Consider the following 17,872-nt stretch of genomic DNA (forward strand, 5'->3'; position numbering starts at 1 on the left):
ACGACAAAGAGGACCGACGGCGGATGGAGCGGGCCTCGCAGCGCTTCGGCGAACCCCGTTCACACACTCTGCCTGAGCTAAGAGCGGAGACTCCGGATGAGCCTGGTCCCGTCTTACTTCCGTTTGAGGAGGACGTCGAGAATCTCACCGACGGCGACTTCGTCCAGCCCCTCCCGGCGGATCGGCTGGTTCGGATGCAGTTCGTAGAAATTGCGACTCCCTACGCGACGGCGAGTCAGGTATCCGCTTTCGACTAAATCCGCCACGATGCGGTGTGCCGCACGCTCCTGGACACCTACGCTTTCGGCGATCTCCCGGATCCGAATTCCGGGGTGGCGTGCGACGCAGTAGAGCGCATGCAAGTGATTCGTCAGAAAGCCCCACTCGGCCATAGGTACAAGTCTCCTGTCATTTGCGACATGTTTTCATTGCCATGTCACCTACAACAGGATAACGTTGCCAGCACCGGCACGGAAGCTCCCAACGGCCGGGCAACCCCCTCGGTATTTGCGAGATGCTCACGGGCATGAACGGCTGGGTTACCGGGTGAGCGCTTACTTCTTGAAGATCGACCACTACCCACCCCTCCGCATGGACGCGGGGCGGCACCGAACGCCCGCCCACCGCTGAGGTCCCGAGCATCATCGGGCCGACTCCGCAGCACGATTCACCACAATTAGCGCCAACGCACCTTCTAAGGAGCACACCATGGCCGCCAACACCGACATCACCCCTCCGGTGAGAGTTCCCACTCTGCGGCGCCGAATGCGCCCGACGAGGCGGATCTCCCTGACCGTCGGCATACTGTACGTGCTCACCTTCGTCTCGATCCCCACCCTCGCGCTCTACAAGCCCATCAAGGACAATGTCGACGCCTTCATCCTCGGATCCGGAAGCACATCCGCATTGCAGTGGGGGGTTCTGTCCGAAATCATTGTCGGCTTGGCCGGCATCAGCACTGCCGTAGTGCTGTACCCGCTCACCAAGCGAATCAACCAAACGGCGGCCCTGGGTTTGGTTGCCGCGCGGCTCCTGGAAACATGCCTGATCTTCGTCAGCGTCGTCAACCTGCTCACGATGACAACGCTGCGACACGACCTCGCCGGGACGAACCGAGGGGCGCTGACCACAATGGGCCACAGCCTGCTCGCCAACTACAACTGGACGTTCCTGCTCTCCGGAAGCCTGATGCCCGTCGCCTGTGACCTGCTTCTCGGCTACTTGCTGTACAAGTCCGCCCTTGTTCCTCGCATCTGGCCGATCGTCGCATTCATCGGTGCACCGTTGCTCCTCGTTTCCGACATCGCTGTCTTCTTCGGCGCCTACTCGAACGTGTCCCCGATCGCCGTTCTCGCTGCTCTGCCCGTCGCTCTGTTCGAACTGTCTCTCGGCATCTGGTTGATCATCAAGGGATTCAAGCCAACGCCGCTGACCGTCCAGTACGACGCAATCAGCCAGTCCCCAGCGGCCTGAGTGCGGTCCCGCCACATAGATTGACTGAGCGCGCCGAAGCGGACAACCTGTGCGGCGGAAAGACAATCTATGGCGACGGTCGACCCGACGGTCGACACAGCTGTCGACCACTTCAGCAGATTGTCCTTACACAGCGTGTTCTCGCACATTCTCGTCAGCAGATTATCCGCCATCTCCGCCAAATAGATTGTCCCCGAGAAGCGCATGTGCCGCGCTCGACAACCCGCAGGCTGTCCCAGTAGACGATCCCCAGCGGGCGCGGGCCCCCAGGGGCCTCACGGCCGACAGGCCCGCTTGATCAGGCGCGCTCGACGGGGAGCCAGAGCTCGCAGGTGGCTGTGCTGAAGTCATCGGCACGGTCGAGTACGGCGACGATGGACGGCCCAGGCCGGAGCCGCCAGGGGTTCGACGGGAACCAGTCCGTCGCGGTCGCAGCCCATGCCTCCTGCAGCGCAGCCGGGTACTCGCCCTCGGTGTGGAACACCGCCCACGTGCCGGCCGGAACCTCGATCGTGTCGAGATCGTCCGCCACCGGAGCCGTGCCCGTGACAGCTACTCCATGCAGGTAGGTCAGTTCGCTTCCCTCGGTGTAGTCCGGGTCGACGTCGGCGCTGACCTGGAGCAGGCCGGCCGGTTCGGCATCGCTTAGGGCTTTGAGGCGCGCGTGCTCTGCCGCCGGCAGGGAGGCGATATGGGATTGGATGTGCGGATTGATGCCCTCGTGAATGAGGGGCACGCGGGCGGCGTGGCCGACGAGGAGAAACGCCGGCCGGTCGATGATTCGGGTGTCCATGGTGATGTTCCCTTCTACAGTCAGGCGGAACCTGAGTTGCGGTTGCGTTCGAAGGGGGCCGCCATTTCGCTTGACACTGCCGACGCTGACGCCGTGCACTGATCGGAACGCTCGGCCGAATGCCTCGGTTGAGCCGTAGCCATACCGCACCGCGATGCTCAGCAGGTCGTCGTCTCCGAGAACATCCGCTGCCGCGACTGACATTCGGCGACGCCGGATGTAATCCGACAGCGGCATCCCAGCGAGCGACGAGAACATCCGCCGGAGGTGGTACTCCGTCGTGCCGAGTTCCCGCGCCAAGGATGCAACGTCGAGGTCGTCGTTCAGACGATCCTCGACCAGTTCGACCAGCCTGTTCAGGTCCGCGATCATGGCGCCTCCCTTCGACACCCACACTTCCGGGTCGTCACGATCGGCACCCTACTATCGCGGTCCGATCGGATCGCCTTTGTGCTCCAGAACGTGCCCTCTAGACGATCCATCAGCGTGCTCTCGCGCTCGCGCTCGCGTTCTCGTCGTTGGCAGCTCTAGACCGTCTTGTGCGCGAGAAGTATGAGCCCCGGCGCCGTCGATGCGGGGTCGAGAGTTGCTTGCAGGTCGATCACGAAGCCGCGCGCCTCGAGGAGTTCGGCAAAGGTGTCCAGAGAACGCTTGACCATGTTCACGTTCATGGGGAGCCCGCCGTAGCCCTCGGTCTTCGTGTGCGTTGATGCTCCGAGGTGGCCGCCGACGAGCAGGTAGCCGCCGGGCTTCAACTTTTCGAAGAACTGCGCGAGGACAGTGCTGAGAGAGCTGTCGGGGACGTGATGGAGAACCCACCAGCAGGTGATGCCGGCGAGACTCCGGTTTGGGGAGGGAAGCTCTGTGATCGACCCGACCTCGAAACCGATTTCCGGGTAATTCGTGCGCGCTATCTCAATGAGCCGGGGTGAAAGGTCGATGCCACTGATGTTGAGGCCGCGGTCGCGCAGGTAGGCCGTGACCCAACCAGGGCCGCAGCCTGCGTCGAGGACGCGCCCCTCCCGGTCAACAAGCGATGAGAAGAGGTCCAAGAATGAATTTGCGACCGGCGCCCGGCCCATCGCAGCCCGAGTGAAGTCCGCGTAGTTATCTGCAACGGTGTCATACGACTGGCGAGTGCTTTCAATCCAATCCGGGTCGCTCACCCGCCCACCATAGAGATCCGATCAACTCCCCGGCGCTACAACACGCTCGAGGCGGCGAACCGGTCACAGAGCGATCGTCACTTATCGCCCGTAAGCCGATCGCTCACCGGGACAACGAGCTGGCTCTGAAGTGCCCCGTAATCCGTGCGGCGTCAGCCGGCTAGTGGTCTTACGCGACCGCCGGCCGTGAGCTGGAGGTGCGCTCCCCACTGGCCGCACTGCCCGTCGGAGAGACGAGCAATCGCCTGGATGGACCCGACCGGAGTCGAGTCGCGGATCGGATCAATTGTGACGTCGACTGTATCGCCGTGGTGGAACGGTGTCATCGGGTCCTGCCCCGTGACCACGACATTGCTGTTTCCGGCGGTGCAGTTGCCGCCGACGCATACCCGCACGTTGGTGTCCGGATGAGCTTTGATCCAAGCCTTCACATCCACCGAGATTTGGGGAGCTGGCGTGACCGCCATGCCGCAGCCTCCGGCCTGGCCGCAGCCTGTCAGGCCAATGCTTAGCAGCACGACAACCGTCGCTGCCCACCCGGAGCTTTTCTGTCGACTTCGCACACCGCGACGCTATCGCTGAGTGGCGGTTAGTCGCTTCGGTTGTGGTAGACGTGTCTCAGGCGTCGTGGGCGCAAGCGGATCCATCAGCGGGCGGCGTGGCCTTGGTTGGATCGGGATGCCCCTCTCACCAGGTGGCGGGGTGTACGAAGTCTGCCGCTGGCCGGCCGAGCCATTGCGTGAGCCGCATGGTGAGATCCATGTCGGCCAGCCGTGCCGTGCGTAAGTTGGTTAGGCGGCTCGGCGTGCACCCGAACTGGGCGGCCAGTGCAGTCCAGGTGAGTTCGTGCCTGCGCCGCTGATCGTTCACGGCGGCGTAAAGCTGAGGTAGGTCCCACCGCAGGCGAACGTCAGTCCCGATGGTGGGTAAGCGTGTGTCATCGAGCTCCCGCCGGTCTCCGATCAGGAATTCCTCGGGGGCTCGGTCGAGCCATTGCAGCAGCATCAGGGCGTACTGACAGGACATCGAGCCGCGCTTGACTGTGCGGACCAATGCGCCTGAACAGACCGCGTGGTCGTTCAGCGCAGCCCTCAACCTGCTTGACTGGTCGGTCAGTTCCTGTGCCAGGTCGGGCCACCCGAGGCCCAACTCGGAGCGTCGGGCGTCTAGCGCAGCGACCAAGGCGTCCCCGTTGAACACGGGAGCGATTGCCATGGGTGGAGTAAACCACGTCCACGCCGTCATATCCAGCGCACCCCAGCGTCTGTTTCATTAGCCGGTCGCTCACCGAAACGCCCCTGCATCGCAAAGTACGGCGACGATGTCAACAGCGAGTGAGCAAGGGATTCCCGTATGCCTGTCCCGCAAAAATGCCCGGTGAAGGCGCGGCAAACGCTTCACGCTTGCTGCGGCTCGGCCGCAGGAAGGACTCCCTGGCCCGGACGCGTGGCCGCTCCGTCGGCCTAACCCACGCGCGCTCGCTCGGATGTTTTCAGCAGGTCGGTGGCGGCGATGGTCCTGGAGCCATGAGGAGAGACGGACGAAACACGAAGGGATGAACGAAGGAAGTATCCAAGCAGGACACAGGCAAGAGGAAGGAACCAAGAGAAAGAAGCAGGCAAGCGAAGACGAGGAATAGAAGAAGCCAATGCACGTAGGCACTCTTTGAGATGAACTTACAAATTGCGCGCCAAAATGAGCGCTCAACCGGAACGTGTAAGTGTGAGAGGTGGAGTAGCCCGCTGGAAGCGCGGACAGCAAGCCCAAGGGGTCAAGCAAGCGGTGCACTACGCCTTCGGGGGTGTCTGCGACGCCACTCTGACAGCCAAAACAGCCGACGGCGCACTCGCCGCGGCCGGCTACGCGGATGCGGTGATGACCCGGTACATCGTCGAGAACGGCGCCATCCGCGACGACCTCCTCACGCGTTCGCAGTTGAAGGATTGGGTCGACGGCGTCGACCCGCTCACCGGTGAGCGTCGCGGGCGGGATCTGGAGTCCCCTGTTGCGGATCTGATCCTGGATGCGACGATCAACGCACCGAAGTCGTTCTCGATCGCGGCGATGCTGGACCCGGAGTTGGCGGCCGCGTACGAGGATCTGCAGGACCGGTTGCGGGACCGAATCGTCAAGCTGTGGCAGTCCGAGCTCAACGCCCGACGCGGGAAGCAGGGAGCCATCCGTGAGGACCTCGCCCGGATCGAAGTCGTTGAGTTGCGGCACGAACGGTCGCGTTCGTTGGACCCGCACAAGCACCGTCACCTCTGGCTGAACGTCAAAGTCCAGGGTCTTGACGGGAAGTGGTCAAACGTCGACACCCGAGTCGCGTTGCGATTCCAGAACGTCATCAACGCCGAAGGCGATCTCGCCTCCCGGACCGATCCGGCGTGGATCATGGCGCTGGCATCGAAGGGCTTCACCCTGAACTCGGATGGCGAGATCGCGCAATTGCAGCACCTGGTGCGGCCGCTGTCGAAGCGGTCCGCGCAAATCGAAGCGAACAAGGCCATACATATGCGTCACTGGAAGGAGCAGCACCCCGATGAGGAGCCCTCGTCAACCGTCCTGACTCAGATAGATCAGTGGGCGTGGGCAGCCGGCCGACCCAACAAGCCGGGGCAGCTGAACGAGGACGACTGGGCCGCAGTTGTGATGGCCGAACTCCTGCAAGCCGACCTGGAACTCGGCCAACCGCGGACCGCGGTTCGGGCACCGTCGGTGGCCATCGAGGACCTCGATCTTGAGTGGCTGGCGGCGAAGGCGATCGTGGACGCGGACGCCCGGTCTACAGCGACAGGTGGACGGTTCAGCGACATGGATGTCCGGGCCGGGGCGATCCGCGCAATCGCGGCAACCGGGGTGTGCGTCAGTCGATCGGAACTCGATTCCATTGTCGACAACGTCTCAAGTCTCGCCGCGCAATCGCACACGGTCACGCTGATAGATGCGGCGGACATCCCGCACCACATCAAGCACCGAATGGCTACCTCGACAGCCGCTCTGAAGACCGCTGTCGCTCACGGCATCGACCTGATCTCGGTGGACGGAGAAGACAGGGCGCACAACGAAGTTGTCGCCATCGCCTCGCGCGTCGAGCCGGAGCGTGAATTGAACGACGAGCAGCTAGCGGGTGCGTCGTCTCTTGCAGGTGCCGCCAGAATCGTCTGCGTGAGCGGTGCTGCTGGGGCGGGCAAGACCACCATGCTCAAGATCGCGGGCGCCGCGCTTCGACAGAGCGGTCGAAAGATGATCATCGTCGCGCCGACAAAGAAGGCGTCTTCGGTAGCCGGCAGGGAAGCCAGCAGCGCATCATCTTCGCTACACCAGCTTCTGTACGACTACGGGTGGAGATGGAATACAAGGGGCACTGGTAGCACTGAGTGGATCAAACTAAATCCCGGAGACGCGGAAGGGGGTCCTGGACTCACCTACCGAGGACCTAAGAATGTGATTCGCCCGGGCGATCGGATCGTTGTAGACGAAGCAGGGATGCTGGAACTCGAAGCCGCCAACGCGCTTCTGGATGTTCTCGGACGAACCGGAGCAGGGATCGCGATGGTGGGTGACCAGCGCCAAGCCCTCCCGGTCGGGCACTCGGGGGCCATGGCGTTGTTCTGGCGGCGAGCGTCGCGCCGTGTCGAACTCACCACGATCCATCGCTTCCGCGATCCCGAGTGGGCACAGCTCAGCTTGCGGCTCAGGGACCCGGACAGCTCCGAAGACATGCACGCGATCGCCGATGAGTTGATCAACGCTGGACATGTCCTTCTAACGCACAGCGATGCGGGTGCGAACGCCGCGATGGTCGATGCGTGGTTTGACGCCAATCGGCGCGGGGAAACGATTGCGCTCGTCACAGCGACGCATGCTGAATCGCAAAACATCAGTGAAGCGATCCAGGCCCGCCGACTCGCGATCGGCCAGGTTTCGACGAGACGGCAGGTCATCGGACAAGACGGGCAGGTAATCGGCGTCGGTGACATCGTACAAACGCGGCGTAACGACTCAACCGCCGGCGTCGATAATCGTCAGTCCTGGACGGTGCGGAAGATCAGGAACGACCAGGTCGTCCTGGCGGCCGTAGGCGACTCGTCCGACCTGCGGAAAGTCAGCACCTCATACGCCGCAGACCATATGCACTTGGGTTACGCATCGACCGTCTACGGCGTGCAGGGTGAAACTACCGACAGGTCGCTGGTCGGCCCCGGGGTTGACGCGGCCGGCCTATACGTGGGACTGACTCGAGGGCGTCAGCGCAACGACATCGTTCTGATTGCTCCGACTCCGTCCGCTGCACATGGCGAGCTAGTTGAGATGATGCGGCGGCAGCCAATCGAGGAGGCGCTTGAAAAGTCGCGGGCCGCAGCGCAGCAGGAGCTTCGCCGGGCGGCGACTCCCGATCCGTCGGCGTCCGGACCGGCCCAGATCTCACACTCAGCAAGCGGCCCCGCAGTCTCGATCCATCGCTAGCGAGGATGCGAATTGTCAGTTCAAGCCGTCAGCGCGCAGCTTGAAGCCAAGCGGATTTGCTCCTTCAAGCGAGCCGTCGATTGCCACGTAGCAAAACAGGGCAACGCCGAGAGCATCGGCACGCCGTTTAGCGGCGGGAAAGACGCCTCCCCGAACGAAGACCAGTGCTCGACGTCCATCGGCCGAAGAAACAAGGGCGGCATGCTCGACAAGGTCCGGCTCTAGGTTTCCGCGGTGATGGTCCACCCAAGCAACGAACCGGCTGCTGTAAAGGTCACAAGTCTCGCGAACATGGCCAGACGCCACGACAGCGTCGGTCGCGCCGAGATAGCGCATCCAATCGCGGCACAGTTCGACTGCCCCATCGCAGGACACGCCCGATGGAATTGGGGGAGGCGGTTCGATGTCCATGACCCCAGTGTGCATCAGAGACCGAACTCGGGATCAACGAGCGATCCAGAAAGTCGACGACATCTTCCGGTTGATCGCGACATCCAAACTGGGGCAATCAGAAAGACCTGATGAGTCGGCCAGTAGGGCTACGCTTCAGACACCAGTATTGGGGTGACACCAGACACCCAGGATTGCGCGGAGCTGCTTTGCCTGGCCCAGCTGGGTACGAGCGCCCGGCCAGCCGCGAGGGGGATGCAGCCATTTTGCGCGCTGGACACAGATCGGGAGTAACCGTGGGGGCATCGCAATACCTGTTCGACGACAATCCCGCCACGCACGACTTGACAGGTCTGAAATCGGTCGCTCAGACAATTGCGAATGTCGTTATCGACGAGCGATTTGAGACTGTGACAGTCGGCCTTAACTCTCCTTGGGGCGGAGGAAAGAGCACTGCGCTCAATCTCGTAGGTGTCGAACTAAGGACCCGACCGTCGACGGTGGTCGTTGAGATCGACCCTTGGGAGTTCGTAGACTCGGGCGATCCGCGCGGCACTCTGATTGCGCGCGTCCTGGAAGGTATCGCAGCTGAGCTACAACTTCGTGCCGATGCTGAAGACGTCAACGAGGGCAGCAAGCTCGCGTCTTTCGCGCACGAGGCGATAGATCGACTAAATGCCCTGCGAAAGAGAGTCTCCTGGAGCAAGGTAGCTCAGGTCGCCATTAAGTCGGCACTCACGCTTACGCCGGACATCTCGGGGATGGTTGATGCACTAACTCCCGAGCCCGAAAAGGAAGCAGCCGCGAAGGGCATGCGTAGTTTTCGCGAGGACTTCGCTGCGCTACTTTCCGAGCTGCCCGACATCGCTCGAGTTGTCGTCCTAATCGACGATCTGGACCGTTCACTTCCTGACGACGTCCTTGGCGCCCTGGAAGCGATCAAACTGTTCCTCAGCGTGAAAGGGATGGCGTTCGTCATCGCTGCGGACGACGAGTTCATCAGAGAAAGCCTCCGTGATGCGCTTGACCGTAATGGTGGATCAAGAGGTCAGTTCGCGGAGCGCTACACCGAGAAGATCGTGCAGCTTCCCTTCACTTTGCCGCGTCTCTCGTCGCAGGATGCCATTGCCTACTTGGCCGCCCTTTTCGTTCAGGCAGAGGAGGGCGAAGCCGCGGCCATTGCCGTAGCTGAACGCGCAAGTCAACGACGAGCAAACGGTGAAATTCCATACGCAGTGGTGAACGCCGTCGGAGAGATGCCTACCGAGGAGCACCTCCGCCTCGCTAATCAGATTGTGCGAGGGATGAGTAGCTCTCGACGGGAGACGCCCCGACAGCTAAAGAGATTCTTGAACAACTTCGCAGTCAGGGCTGAGATGCTCGGAGCCCAATTCGAGGGCTTTCCGATTGACGTGCTGATGAAGCTTTGGCTCCTCGAGCAAAACTATCCCCACTACTTTCGCGATCTCGTCGGGGCGAGCGCGGATGGGAGGGTCCAACTCCTTCGCGACTGGGAAGAGGGCTCTGATTCCACGCCGGCGGAGATCGTTTCGTGGGCCCAGGAAGCTCCTGCCGCGTCAGTCGCAGCTAACTGGGTCGATCGGTATGTGTCGTTCGCGACGGCCGTTGTGGCGACCCTGCAATCATCCGCTGCTCTAGACGACGCTCAGGCGGCACTGCTCGCAGAGTTGCTCGACGTATCTGAAGTGACAAGGGCTGCTGCTATCCAGCGGATGCAGGATGCGCCCGCGACGGGAGACGAGGACGTCGCTCGCCATCTCGCAACCGCGATCGTCGGAGAGCGAGAGACTGCCGCATTGCAGTCTCTGCAAGCTCTTGCCCACGCCCGTCCCGACCTCAAGCCCTGCGTGCTTGAATCACTCATGGACGACTACGTCCTGAACGCGCTCGGCGCTGAACATCTCCCCTGGCTAAGCGGACCTTTCCGCGACGTGCTTACGGTCCTACGCGATCGTGACACGACAACCGAGGACTTGAGAACCGCCATCGAAGAAGAGCTGCAGGAGGATCTGTTCTAGTGGGTACTTCTGGGGCGTTTGGCGGTTCGGGCGCGTGGTCGGACACAGTCGATTCGCTTTATGACGTAGCTGACAGTCTGGGATCCGAGACAAACGCAACGATCTCAGCACCCGCGATGGCGACACTTGGAAGGTCGTTGGCGCGAGGCGACCGCCGCGGCAAGTCGTACGACGTCGGCGATCTAATTGGGTCACGACGAGTCCATGGCGCATCGAGTTCCGGCGATGGCAGAGATAGCAGCGGAGCCCCCTTTACTAGAGAGGCTGCCCGCGGTTCGCTGGTCCTCGACGCCCTTGCGTCGATTGAGAGTGGTGAAATACCGCACCTCGTGGAATACGGCGTCGACTTTTCGTCGCTCGAGGGGCTCAGCGGCTTAAAACTGCTGACCGAGCTCATTGGACTGATTCTCGGTCCTCCTTCTCACCCGGACGACGTCGCGCTCCAGCAAGCTTTGATGGCCACCATGCGGTCAGCCGAGAGAGAAGCCGGAGGAACACTTGCTGAAACCATTGGACGGTTCGTGAGCGAACTCGCCTGGCGGCGGACAGTGGTTCAGCTAACAACTAGCCAACGTCGTGTCTCAGCCCTCGGAACCTCAATGCGGCGCCTGGAACAGCGCGTCCGAACGTACATCAGCGGCAAGGTCCAGCAGGTAAACGGGCAACTCATGAATGCGACGCCGCAGAACGTCGCTGATTTCGCATCCAAGCTAGCCGCAAAAGCCTGCCGATTGTTCGGCCGAGGAGACGACAAATGACGAGCCATGCAATCGCGGTTCTCCCAGCGGGATTCGAAGTTGACGCAGACGAGATCACCCTCGTCTGGCCGCGCAACGGCGAATCCAAGACGAACGTGATCTCGACGTTGAACTGGGACCTTGAAGAATTTGCCGCGGGCGGTTCCGCAGCTCGAGATTTCTATAGAATCGCCGCGGCCGCCTATCTCGCGGACAGCGCGGTAGCAAAGCCAGCGGTTTCGCTTCACAGGGAGCTTCGAGTCACCACGTTCGTTGAGGACACTCAGCCGTGGGAGACAGGCGCTCTAACCGACCTTGCTGAGTTGCTGCATTGGCTAACGGGCGACACATGGAGATTCACACTGAAGTCGGCGGATGCAAACCTTGCGCTTCAGGTCAGCGAGCCGGCCGACCGAATTCAGCTGCTCTCCGGAGGGCTGGATTCGCTTTGCGGAGCCGCAATCGGCCTCCGAGATAAGACAAGTATTCGATTCGTCGGGCACCGCGATGCATCGCGTGCAGTTCGTCATGCCCAGCGACTCATTGACGTGGCGGTTGGGGACGCACCTTACGATCGCTATGAGTTCTATCTTCGCGAGACATCACGCCGCAAGAATCATGGTCCCCGATCGCGATCGCTAATGTTCATGGCTCTCGGGACTTTGTCGGCGCGATCTCACGGCGCAAGATGCCTTTGGGTGCCGGAGAACGGATTCACGAGCATCAATCCGCCGCTGGACGCCGGCCGGGGCGGAACTCTGACGACTCGATCAACTCATCCATTTACGTTTCTTCTCGTGTCCAGACTCTTGGAAAAGTTGGGTATCGACGTCGAAATCACTAACCCCTTCACATCGATGACCAAGGGCGAGCTTGTCTCCGCGGCTCTTCCAGACCTTTCGACCGCCTCGTACGCGGATGCCCTCAGGGCTTCCTTCTCGTGCGCCAAAGGTGGCACCCAGTTCTATGGGGGCGACTCGAACCATAATTGCGGATTGTGCGTAGCGTGCGCAGTTAGGCGAGGAGCGTTCCTGGGCGCGGGCCTCGATGATCCAAGCGACTATGACTGCGAGGTCCTGACCGGAGATGCCCTTGAGGGACTACTCAAGCAACGATGGCGAGATGTCGTAAGCATTCGCGAGGCTGCAGAATTCGGGATCCCGGAAGAGCTTGTGCTGTCCTCCGCTCGTTGGCCACTCGAGACTGATTTCGCGGCCGTCATGGACCTCGTGCGGCGTGGACTATCGGAGATCGGAAATGTTCAACTTCCCGCCCCTTGATTGCCACGCGCATATTGCGCATGACGTGACGGACGCTCAGGTGAAAACCCTTGAAGGCGCCAAAATCTTCGCGATGACGCGATCTCTCAACGAATTTCAGGCAGCCATCCGCAATCGGCAGTCTGGGCTGCTCTGGGCAGTTGGCACGCACCCGCGCGTGATGTCATCTATGGAGCAATGGTCGGAGGATCGCTTCAGCCAGCTGGCAAAGCAGACTCCTCTAATTGGCGAGGTCGGCCTCGATAGACGCGGTGACTTAGAAGCTCAAACCCGCATCTTTCGCCAGGTCCTCACGAATACCGACGCATCGCTCATCTCGGTTCATTCGACTGGGCGTACTCGCCAGGTGGTCGACGCAATCGAACAGAATCGGCATCCGGGGATCATCCTTCATTGGTTCCTCGGCGACTCGGAAGACGTCTCTCGCGCTACGGCGATGGGGTGCTACTTCTCCGTTAATTCCGCGATGTCGGATGCACAGCTGACAGCGCTGCCCCTTGACCGCGTACTACCCGAAACGGACTTTCCGTCTTCTCGCGCACGAACAGGGGCACGAATGCCGGGCGATATACGCGCGTTGGAGCAATCGGTAGCTCGACTGACCCGAAGGGGCGTTGGCGATGTGCGGAGAATTTGGTACCGCAACCTTCGAAGGTTGTCTGGACAGGCAGAAGTTCTTCATCGGTTGCCGATAGATCTGACCGAACCCCTGGAGATGGCGTAGGGACTCTCGCGGAGTTGCCTCTCTCAAGTAAACCGAGCAGGTGGAGATCGTCGAGATCATGTCGGCATCTCCCTAAAGCGCGTCTGGTGGGGACGACGTCGGTCGGCCCCACCAGATGGCAATGTCTACGCAAGCACGGCGGACGGATCCTGGGTTGTCCGCCCGTCGAAACTGGGCCCGGTAGCCGATGCGGCCGGGCCGTCAGCTTTTGGGGCGCGTCGGGTGACCTCCGCGGTGGCGTAGCGGAGGGAGGGGCCGACGCTATCGGCAACGACTTCGGTAGCGGCTCGGGGTTCGCCGGTGGCCTGGTCGGTCCAGTGGCGGAACTCGAGGTTGCCATTGACGATGACGGTGTCGCCTTTTGCAAGGCTGGCGCGGACGTTCTCGGCGGTGCGGCCGAAGACGGTAGTGCGGTGGTACTGGGTGTCGCCGTCGACCCACTTGCCGTCTTCCAGCTTGCGGTCGGTGACGGCGACGGTGAACTTGGCGAACTTGGTGCCGTTCTGTGATTCGCCGTAGTCGGGGTCGGCGACGAGGTTGCCTTCGATGCTGATCGGGACTCGTGTGCTCATCGTTCTCTTCCTTTCGATTGTGCGGCCTTTTCGTCGGGTCGCTTTCGCTTACACGTTCCGGTTGGGCTTGGGAAAATGCGCGCTGGTGGCGCGCAAACCTCGGATCCCGTGGTTACGGCCGCGCATGGCTCTGACTGATCCAGTCCACCCAGCCCGTCGGCGCCGCATCGGCGCCGTTCTGCGGGAGTTCGGTGTGGCCGTTGTGGCATTCGCCGTTGTACCAACCGGCGAGTCTCGGGATGGCGACGGCGAGGCGTTCGTGCCAGCCGATAGGTCCGTAGCCGGCGTCGAGGCTGTCGTAGGAGACGAGCCAGGCGGTGTGGAGGGCGGAGAGCTCTTCGACGAGCGCGCCGTGCTTGTACCAGCAGGGTGGGATCTTCCGGATCGGGAGGTTGTAGCGGTGGGTGAACCAGGTGACCCAGTCCCGCAGCTCGGTCCAGACCTGTGCGGCGTCGGCGTCTTCGAGGGTGCGCCAGTTGATGACCGTAATACCGAGCATCCCCGGGGTACGTCGGGGCGCTTCGTCCCAGGTCTCGGGGAGGGAGGCCACGAGGTCATCGAGCGGGATGTCGTCTGTCACGGCTGGTCCAGGGCATCGATGTAGCGGCCGATCTTTGCGCGGAGGCGGTTGATGGCTTGGAGGGAGGCGGTGCGGCGGGAGACGAATCCGGAGAGTGCGCGGTCGCGTTCGATGAGCTGGTGCACGTATTCGTGGCAGCGCGGATGGAGGGCGGTGAGGTCCTCATGGCGCTCGCGGGCGGTCCAGCCGCGCGGGGTCTGGGTGACGCCGCGGTAGTCCAGGTGGTGCAGCTCCAGGGTTCGGGCGCTGCCCGCGCCCAGGCACAGGGCGCAGCGGATTGTGCTGGCGCGGCGTGCTTCCTCGATGAACCAGCGGTCTCGGCGGCCGAACCAAACTGGCGAATGGAGGTAGCGGGTGCGGTAGTTATTGTCCCTCGCGGGACGGCGACGGTTGGACATCAGTGTTCCTCCCGGGCGGATCCTCGGCGGTCCAGACCAGCTTGATATTGTTCGGCGAACACGACCTGCTGGTCGAGCTCGGTGAGCTGCTTACCTGTTCTCACTTGGCGGGCGTCGTCGCGGTCGGTCCAACCGCGCAGGTCCAGAAGGATCCCGCGACGCGTCCTGTAGGCGAGAAGCCCGACGGTTTCTGGCATGCGACGAATCTCGTCGATCGTCATGACGGGCACCTTCTCGTTGTTGACGTTGGTGGACGACCCGGTGTCGTTGTAGGAGTGGCCGGTGTTGCGGACCCGTCGGAGGCCAAGGAGCGATTCGATGTCGCGGAGGTGGTCGACGTCGGATGCGCCGCCGAGGAGGAGCTTGGCGGTGGCGGCGGACCAGATTGTGTCAGCTTCCGATCGTGACCAGGCAGTCTCTGCTTGCGAGAGTGCTTGGAGGACGACGACGGTGGAGATGCCGATGCCGCCACCGTCGGCCATGATCCGAGGAAGCGCGGGCCAGGAGAACATGTTCGCGATCTCGTCCAGGATCAGAGCGAGCGGCAGGTCGAGGCGAGAGCCGGCGGAGGCGAGCGCCTTGCGGCGGGCGGTCTCTACGATGTCGTCCAGGATCGCGCCCAGGAAGCCGCCGACGGAGCCTGCGCCGGCACCGGTGCCGACGAGATAGAGGCTGTTGGATCCGGCGAGGAACCGGTCGAGGTCGAACTGCTCTCCCGGTCCGGGCGTCATTGCGTTCCGGATCGCGGGAATTGACAGCGGGCGGAGGGCGCCGAAGACGCCGAACCAGGAGTTGGCGAGGAGTTTCTCGTCGCCGTTGATGATCGCGTCCAGGTCCTCGGACCAGCCGGGCGATCCTTGGTTAGCGAGCACACCGACCGCTTCCAACGCAAGGCGTGGATTGGATCCCCACCGGGCCAAGGCATCGGTGCCGCGACCGGAGACAGCGGCGGCGTGCAGGAGCCGGGAGAGGACAGAGGATGAGACTTGCGCCCATTCCTGGTTGGTCTTCGATGCGCCGAGGGCGGTTCCGGCGACGATCGCCTGGGCTCGCTGGTCGGCGACGAGCGGGTCCTCGCAGCCGGTGACGGGGGAGATTCGCAAGGCGGATCGGACGCCGGAAAGTTCCTGAGGGTCGAACACGGTCACTTCTCCGACGCGGGCGCGTTCCCGCATCGTGGCGGAGAGGTTGTCGTTGCGGGTGGAGGTGGTGATCAGGGGGCCGTCCCAGTCGAGGATGGCGTTGATGATGAACCTGTACCCCTTGCCGGAGCGCGGCGCGCCCTCGACGACGATGGAGTCCTCGATGGACACGTAGACGTCCTGGCCGTGGGCTTGGCCGACTTTCCATCCGACTGCCGACGGTGTCGGATTGGCTAGGGACGGGCGGAGGGTCTTGGCGCGGCGAAGGGCGGTGTGAGCGGAGGTGTGCTTGCGGACTTCGCCGGGCTTGGCCAGCCCATCGCGGCCGCGGAGCTCGTGAACGAAGTGCCGGTCAGATTGGCGGTAGCGGAGCCACCAGATGGCCGCGGCGGCGACCGCTCCGAGGATCAGCAGGAGCGCCAGCAGGTCCAGCACGCGAATCAGGGCGACGGGTGTCACGCACGTTGACGGGTGGGTGAAACCGGCAACGCTGCCATTGAGGGCGAGTTGGAGGCCGGCGAAGACGCTCGACGGTTGACCGCCTGTGCCGCAGACCTGGTGGATCGTTCCTGCTGCGATCCCCGTCGCGAGTGCACCGGCGACGATCAGCCCGAAGAGCGAATAGAGGGCGATGCGCGTCCAGGACGAGCCGTGAGTCCTCATGCCCTTTCGCCTCCGAGAGCGTCGGTACGGAAGATGCCGAGTTCGTAGTCGGTGCAGATGTTGCGGACCTTCGCCACCCGGTCCTGACCGATCTGCCAGAGCCCCTCGCCTTTGTGGAGTTTGCGGACGAGGTCGGCCTGGGTGTCGTTCCAGCCGAGGATCTCTCGCGACCGGGCGATCTCGCCGGAGTGCTGGGCGTACGAGATGCGGGTCTCGCAGTCGGCGAGGAGGCCGAGTGCGCGGGAGTGGAGGGCGCTGTTGCGGTCGCCGAGCGCGTCGAGGTCGGCGACGCGGTGCAGCAGGTACCAGTTGCTGGTGCCAAGGTGGCGTGCCACCTTCTCGTCTTCCACCCGGTCTGCGAGCCCGTCACCGCCCGAGACATCGTTGAGAAGTTCGACGGCGGCTTCCTCGTGGATGATGACTCGAGCCTGCCTGTTGGCGCCAAGGGAGGAGCGGCGGATCCAGTTCGCTGTCGCGAGCCGGGCGAGAGCCTGCGCTTCGGGGGATGCGCCCTTCAGCGCGGACGTGTCCACGACCATCATCGGGGCGTCCGCGTCGAAGCGAACCGTGGATGGCCCGTCGAAGAACCCGGTCAGGTCTCCGGACACCATCCGCCGGAGCGAATGCGCGAGCCGATGTCCGGCGTCGGCGACCTCAGCGGGCTGGTCTGTGTCGGGATCGACGAGGCGGTTGTAGACGTGCGTGATGGTGACCGTCGACTGCCCGCGGAGTGCGTCGAGTGCGACGTCGAGCGCCGTGTGTTCGACCGGTTCCAGATTTCCGCCTTCGCGGAGGCGGCGAATGATCGTCTTGACCGTGGCCCGGCGATACTGGAGCACGTTCTGGTTCCAGTCCTCATCCGAAAACGTCGCATCCCGCGGACCCTCGTCGAGCAGGTTGATCCGGGCGGCTTTGCCCGGGCCAACGCTGATCGAGGTTCCGCCGACGTACTCGGCAACGCGCACCCATTCGCCGTTCGGGTCGTGCGGGACGGCCACCTTGCGACCCAACCGCGCCAGGCGGGAGGACCAGGACTTGGCGAGCATCGACTTGCCGGTGCCTTTGACCCCGAGGATGGCGACCGAGTGGGAGCGGACAGCCTCGGCCGAGTAGGCGTCCCAGGGGTCGAAGCAGAATGGAGCTCGGGAGAGCTCGTTCTCCCCGATGTACGCACCGGTCAGGATGTCGCCCGTCTCCGCCAAGAACGGATACGCACCACCGAGGACCTTGGACGAGCAGCGGTGTGCAGGTGGGGTGGCGCGCAGTGGGCCGCGCAGATTGCGCGGCTGCTTCCATCCCCACGCCGGCATCTTCGAAGCTGGCAACTCCGTCGACTGCAGTTTCCAACTCGAACCCTTGTCAGCAGATTCCGGCTGGCGGCTGCGGCCGTTGGCTCCAGGCTTCTCGCCAGCTGGGATGCGGCCGATGACGGTGTTGGTCTTCAT

The 17,872-nt window shown here is 62.9% G+C and carries 17 protein-coding genes; 6 read left to right on the forward strand and 11 right to left on the reverse strand.

The features are described from left to right. Positions 1 to 113 precede the first annotated feature (113 nt). Positions 114 to 392 (reverse strand): helix-turn-helix transcriptional regulator, encoded by a 279-nt coding sequence (locus tag PKE84_RS10570; RefSeq protein ID WP_271177205.1) that lies wholly within the window; start codon positions 390 to 392, stop codon positions 114 to 116. 316 nt (positions 393 to 708) lie between these two features. Here PKE84_RS10570 and PKE84_RS10575 point away from each other — a divergent pair, with 316 nt between their 5' ends. Beyond that, positions 709 to 1,473 (forward strand): DUF4386 domain-containing protein, encoded by a 765-nt coding sequence (locus PKE84_RS10575; protein WP_271177206.1) that lies wholly within the window; start codon positions 709 to 711, stop codon positions 1,471 to 1,473. Between the two features lie 298 nt (positions 1,474 to 1,771). Here the strand turns inward: PKE84_RS10575 and PKE84_RS10580 are convergent, their stop codons facing one another. From PKE84_RS10580 to PKE84_RS10595, 4 genes are all read right to left on the reverse strand, one after another. Further along, positions 1,772 to 2,638, reverse strand: coding sequence for an AraC family transcriptional regulator (locus PKE84_RS10580; protein WP_271177207.1), 867 nt, complete (start codon positions 2,636 to 2,638; stop codon positions 1,772 to 1,774). Positions 2,639 to 2,793: 155 nt separating this feature from the next. Continuing rightward, positions 2,794 to 3,432: a class I SAM-dependent methyltransferase gene (locus PKE84_RS10585; RefSeq protein ID WP_271177208.1), complete on the reverse strand. Its 639-nt coding sequence runs from the start codon at positions 3,430 to 3,432 to the stop codon at positions 2,794 to 2,796. 152 nt (positions 3,433 to 3,584) lie between these two features. Next, a complete protein-coding gene (locus PKE84_RS10590; RefSeq protein ID WP_271177209.1) occupies positions 3,585 to 3,899 on the reverse strand; it encodes a hypothetical protein in 315 nt (104 codons plus the stop codon). Positions 3,900 to 4,119: 220 nt separating this feature from the next. Beyond that, complete coding sequence (locus PKE84_RS10595; protein ID WP_271177210.1) at positions 4,120 to 4,647, reverse strand: hypothetical protein; 528 nt, start codon at positions 4,645 to 4,647, stop codon at positions 4,120 to 4,122. 567 nt (positions 4,648 to 5,214) lie between these two features. Between PKE84_RS10595 and PKE84_RS10600 the strand changes: the two genes are divergently transcribed. Further along, positions 5,215 to 7,902: an AAA family ATPase gene (locus PKE84_RS10600; protein WP_271177211.1), complete on the forward strand. Its 2,688-nt coding sequence runs from the start codon at positions 5,215 to 5,217 to the stop codon at positions 7,900 to 7,902. Positions 7,903 to 7,917: 15 nt separating this feature from the next. Here PKE84_RS10600 and PKE84_RS10605 read toward each other — a convergent pair whose 3' ends face one another. Next, positions 7,918 to 8,313 carry a hypothetical protein gene (locus tag PKE84_RS10605; protein WP_271177212.1) on the reverse strand — a complete coding sequence of 132 codons (396 nt, stop codon included), beginning with the start codon at positions 8,311 to 8,313 and terminating at the stop codon, positions 7,918 to 7,920. Between the two features lie 275 nt (positions 8,314 to 8,588). Here PKE84_RS10605 and PKE84_RS10610 point away from each other — a divergent pair, with 275 nt between their 5' ends. The 4 genes from PKE84_RS10610 (at position 8,589) to PKE84_RS10625 (ending at position 13,072) form a co-directional block, all read left to right on the forward strand. Continuing rightward, positions 8,589 to 10,331 carry a KAP family P-loop NTPase fold protein gene (locus tag PKE84_RS10610; RefSeq protein WP_271177213.1) on the forward strand — a complete coding sequence of 581 codons (1,743 nt, stop codon included), beginning with the start codon at positions 8,589 to 8,591 and terminating at the stop codon, positions 10,329 to 10,331. A 329-nt stretch (positions 10,332 to 10,660) separates the two neighbouring features. Next, the gene (locus PKE84_RS10615; RefSeq protein ID WP_271177214.1) at positions 10,661 to 11,089 is read left to right on the forward strand and encodes a hypothetical protein; all 429 of its coding nucleotides are present in this window, start codon (positions 10,661 to 10,663) and stop codon (positions 11,087 to 11,089) included. Then, the gene (locus PKE84_RS10620) at positions 11,086 to 12,348 is read left to right on the forward strand and encodes a hypothetical protein (RefSeq protein ID WP_271177215.1); all 1,263 of its coding nucleotides are present in this window, start codon (positions 11,086 to 11,088) and stop codon (positions 12,346 to 12,348) included. The genes PKE84_RS10615 and PKE84_RS10620 overlap by 4 nt, the downstream gene beginning before the upstream one ends. Next, positions 12,326 to 13,072: a TatD family hydrolase gene (locus PKE84_RS10625; protein WP_271177216.1), complete on the forward strand. Its 747-nt coding sequence runs from the start codon at positions 12,326 to 12,328 to the stop codon at positions 13,070 to 13,072. The genes PKE84_RS10620 and PKE84_RS10625 overlap by 23 nt, the downstream gene beginning before the upstream one ends. 125 nt (positions 13,073 to 13,197) lie before the next feature. Here the strand turns inward: PKE84_RS10625 and PKE84_RS10630 are convergent, their stop codons facing one another. The 5 genes from PKE84_RS10630 to PKE84_RS10650 all read right to left on the reverse strand — a co-directional run bounded on the left by PKE84_RS10630 (position 13,198) and on the right by PKE84_RS10650 (position 17,872). Beyond that, the gene (locus tag PKE84_RS10630) at positions 13,198 to 13,644 is read right to left on the reverse strand and encodes a single-stranded DNA-binding protein (protein ID WP_271177217.1); all 447 of its coding nucleotides are present in this window, start codon (positions 13,642 to 13,644) and stop codon (positions 13,198 to 13,200) included. Between the two features lie 112 nt (positions 13,645 to 13,756). Next, entirely contained in the window at positions 13,757 to 14,224 is a 468-nt protein-coding gene (locus tag PKE84_RS10635) for a hypothetical protein (RefSeq protein ID WP_271177218.1), read from the reverse strand. Beyond that, positions 14,221 to 14,622 carry a hypothetical protein gene (locus PKE84_RS10640; protein WP_271177219.1) on the reverse strand — a complete coding sequence of 134 codons (402 nt, stop codon included), beginning with the start codon at positions 14,620 to 14,622 and terminating at the stop codon, positions 14,221 to 14,223. The genes PKE84_RS10635 and PKE84_RS10640 overlap by 4 nt, the downstream gene beginning before the upstream one ends. After that, positions 14,622 to 16,427, reverse strand: coding sequence for a type IV secretory system conjugative DNA transfer family protein (locus tag PKE84_RS10645; protein WP_271177220.1), 1,806 nt, complete (start codon positions 16,425 to 16,427; stop codon positions 14,622 to 14,624). Before PKE84_RS10645 ends, PKE84_RS10640 begins: the two co-directional genes overlap by 1 nt. Continuing rightward, positions 16,424 to 17,872: a putative type IV secretion/conjugal transfer ATPase gene (locus PKE84_RS10650; RefSeq protein ID WP_271177221.1), complete on the reverse strand. Its 1,449-nt coding sequence runs from the start codon at positions 17,870 to 17,872 to the stop codon at positions 16,424 to 16,426. The genes PKE84_RS10645 and PKE84_RS10650 overlap by 4 nt, the downstream gene beginning before the upstream one ends.

The organism is Leifsonia poae, assembly GCF_027921845.1.
Taxonomy (GTDB): domain Bacteria; phylum Actinomycetota; class Actinomycetes; order Actinomycetales; family Microbacteriaceae; genus Leifsonia; species Leifsonia poae.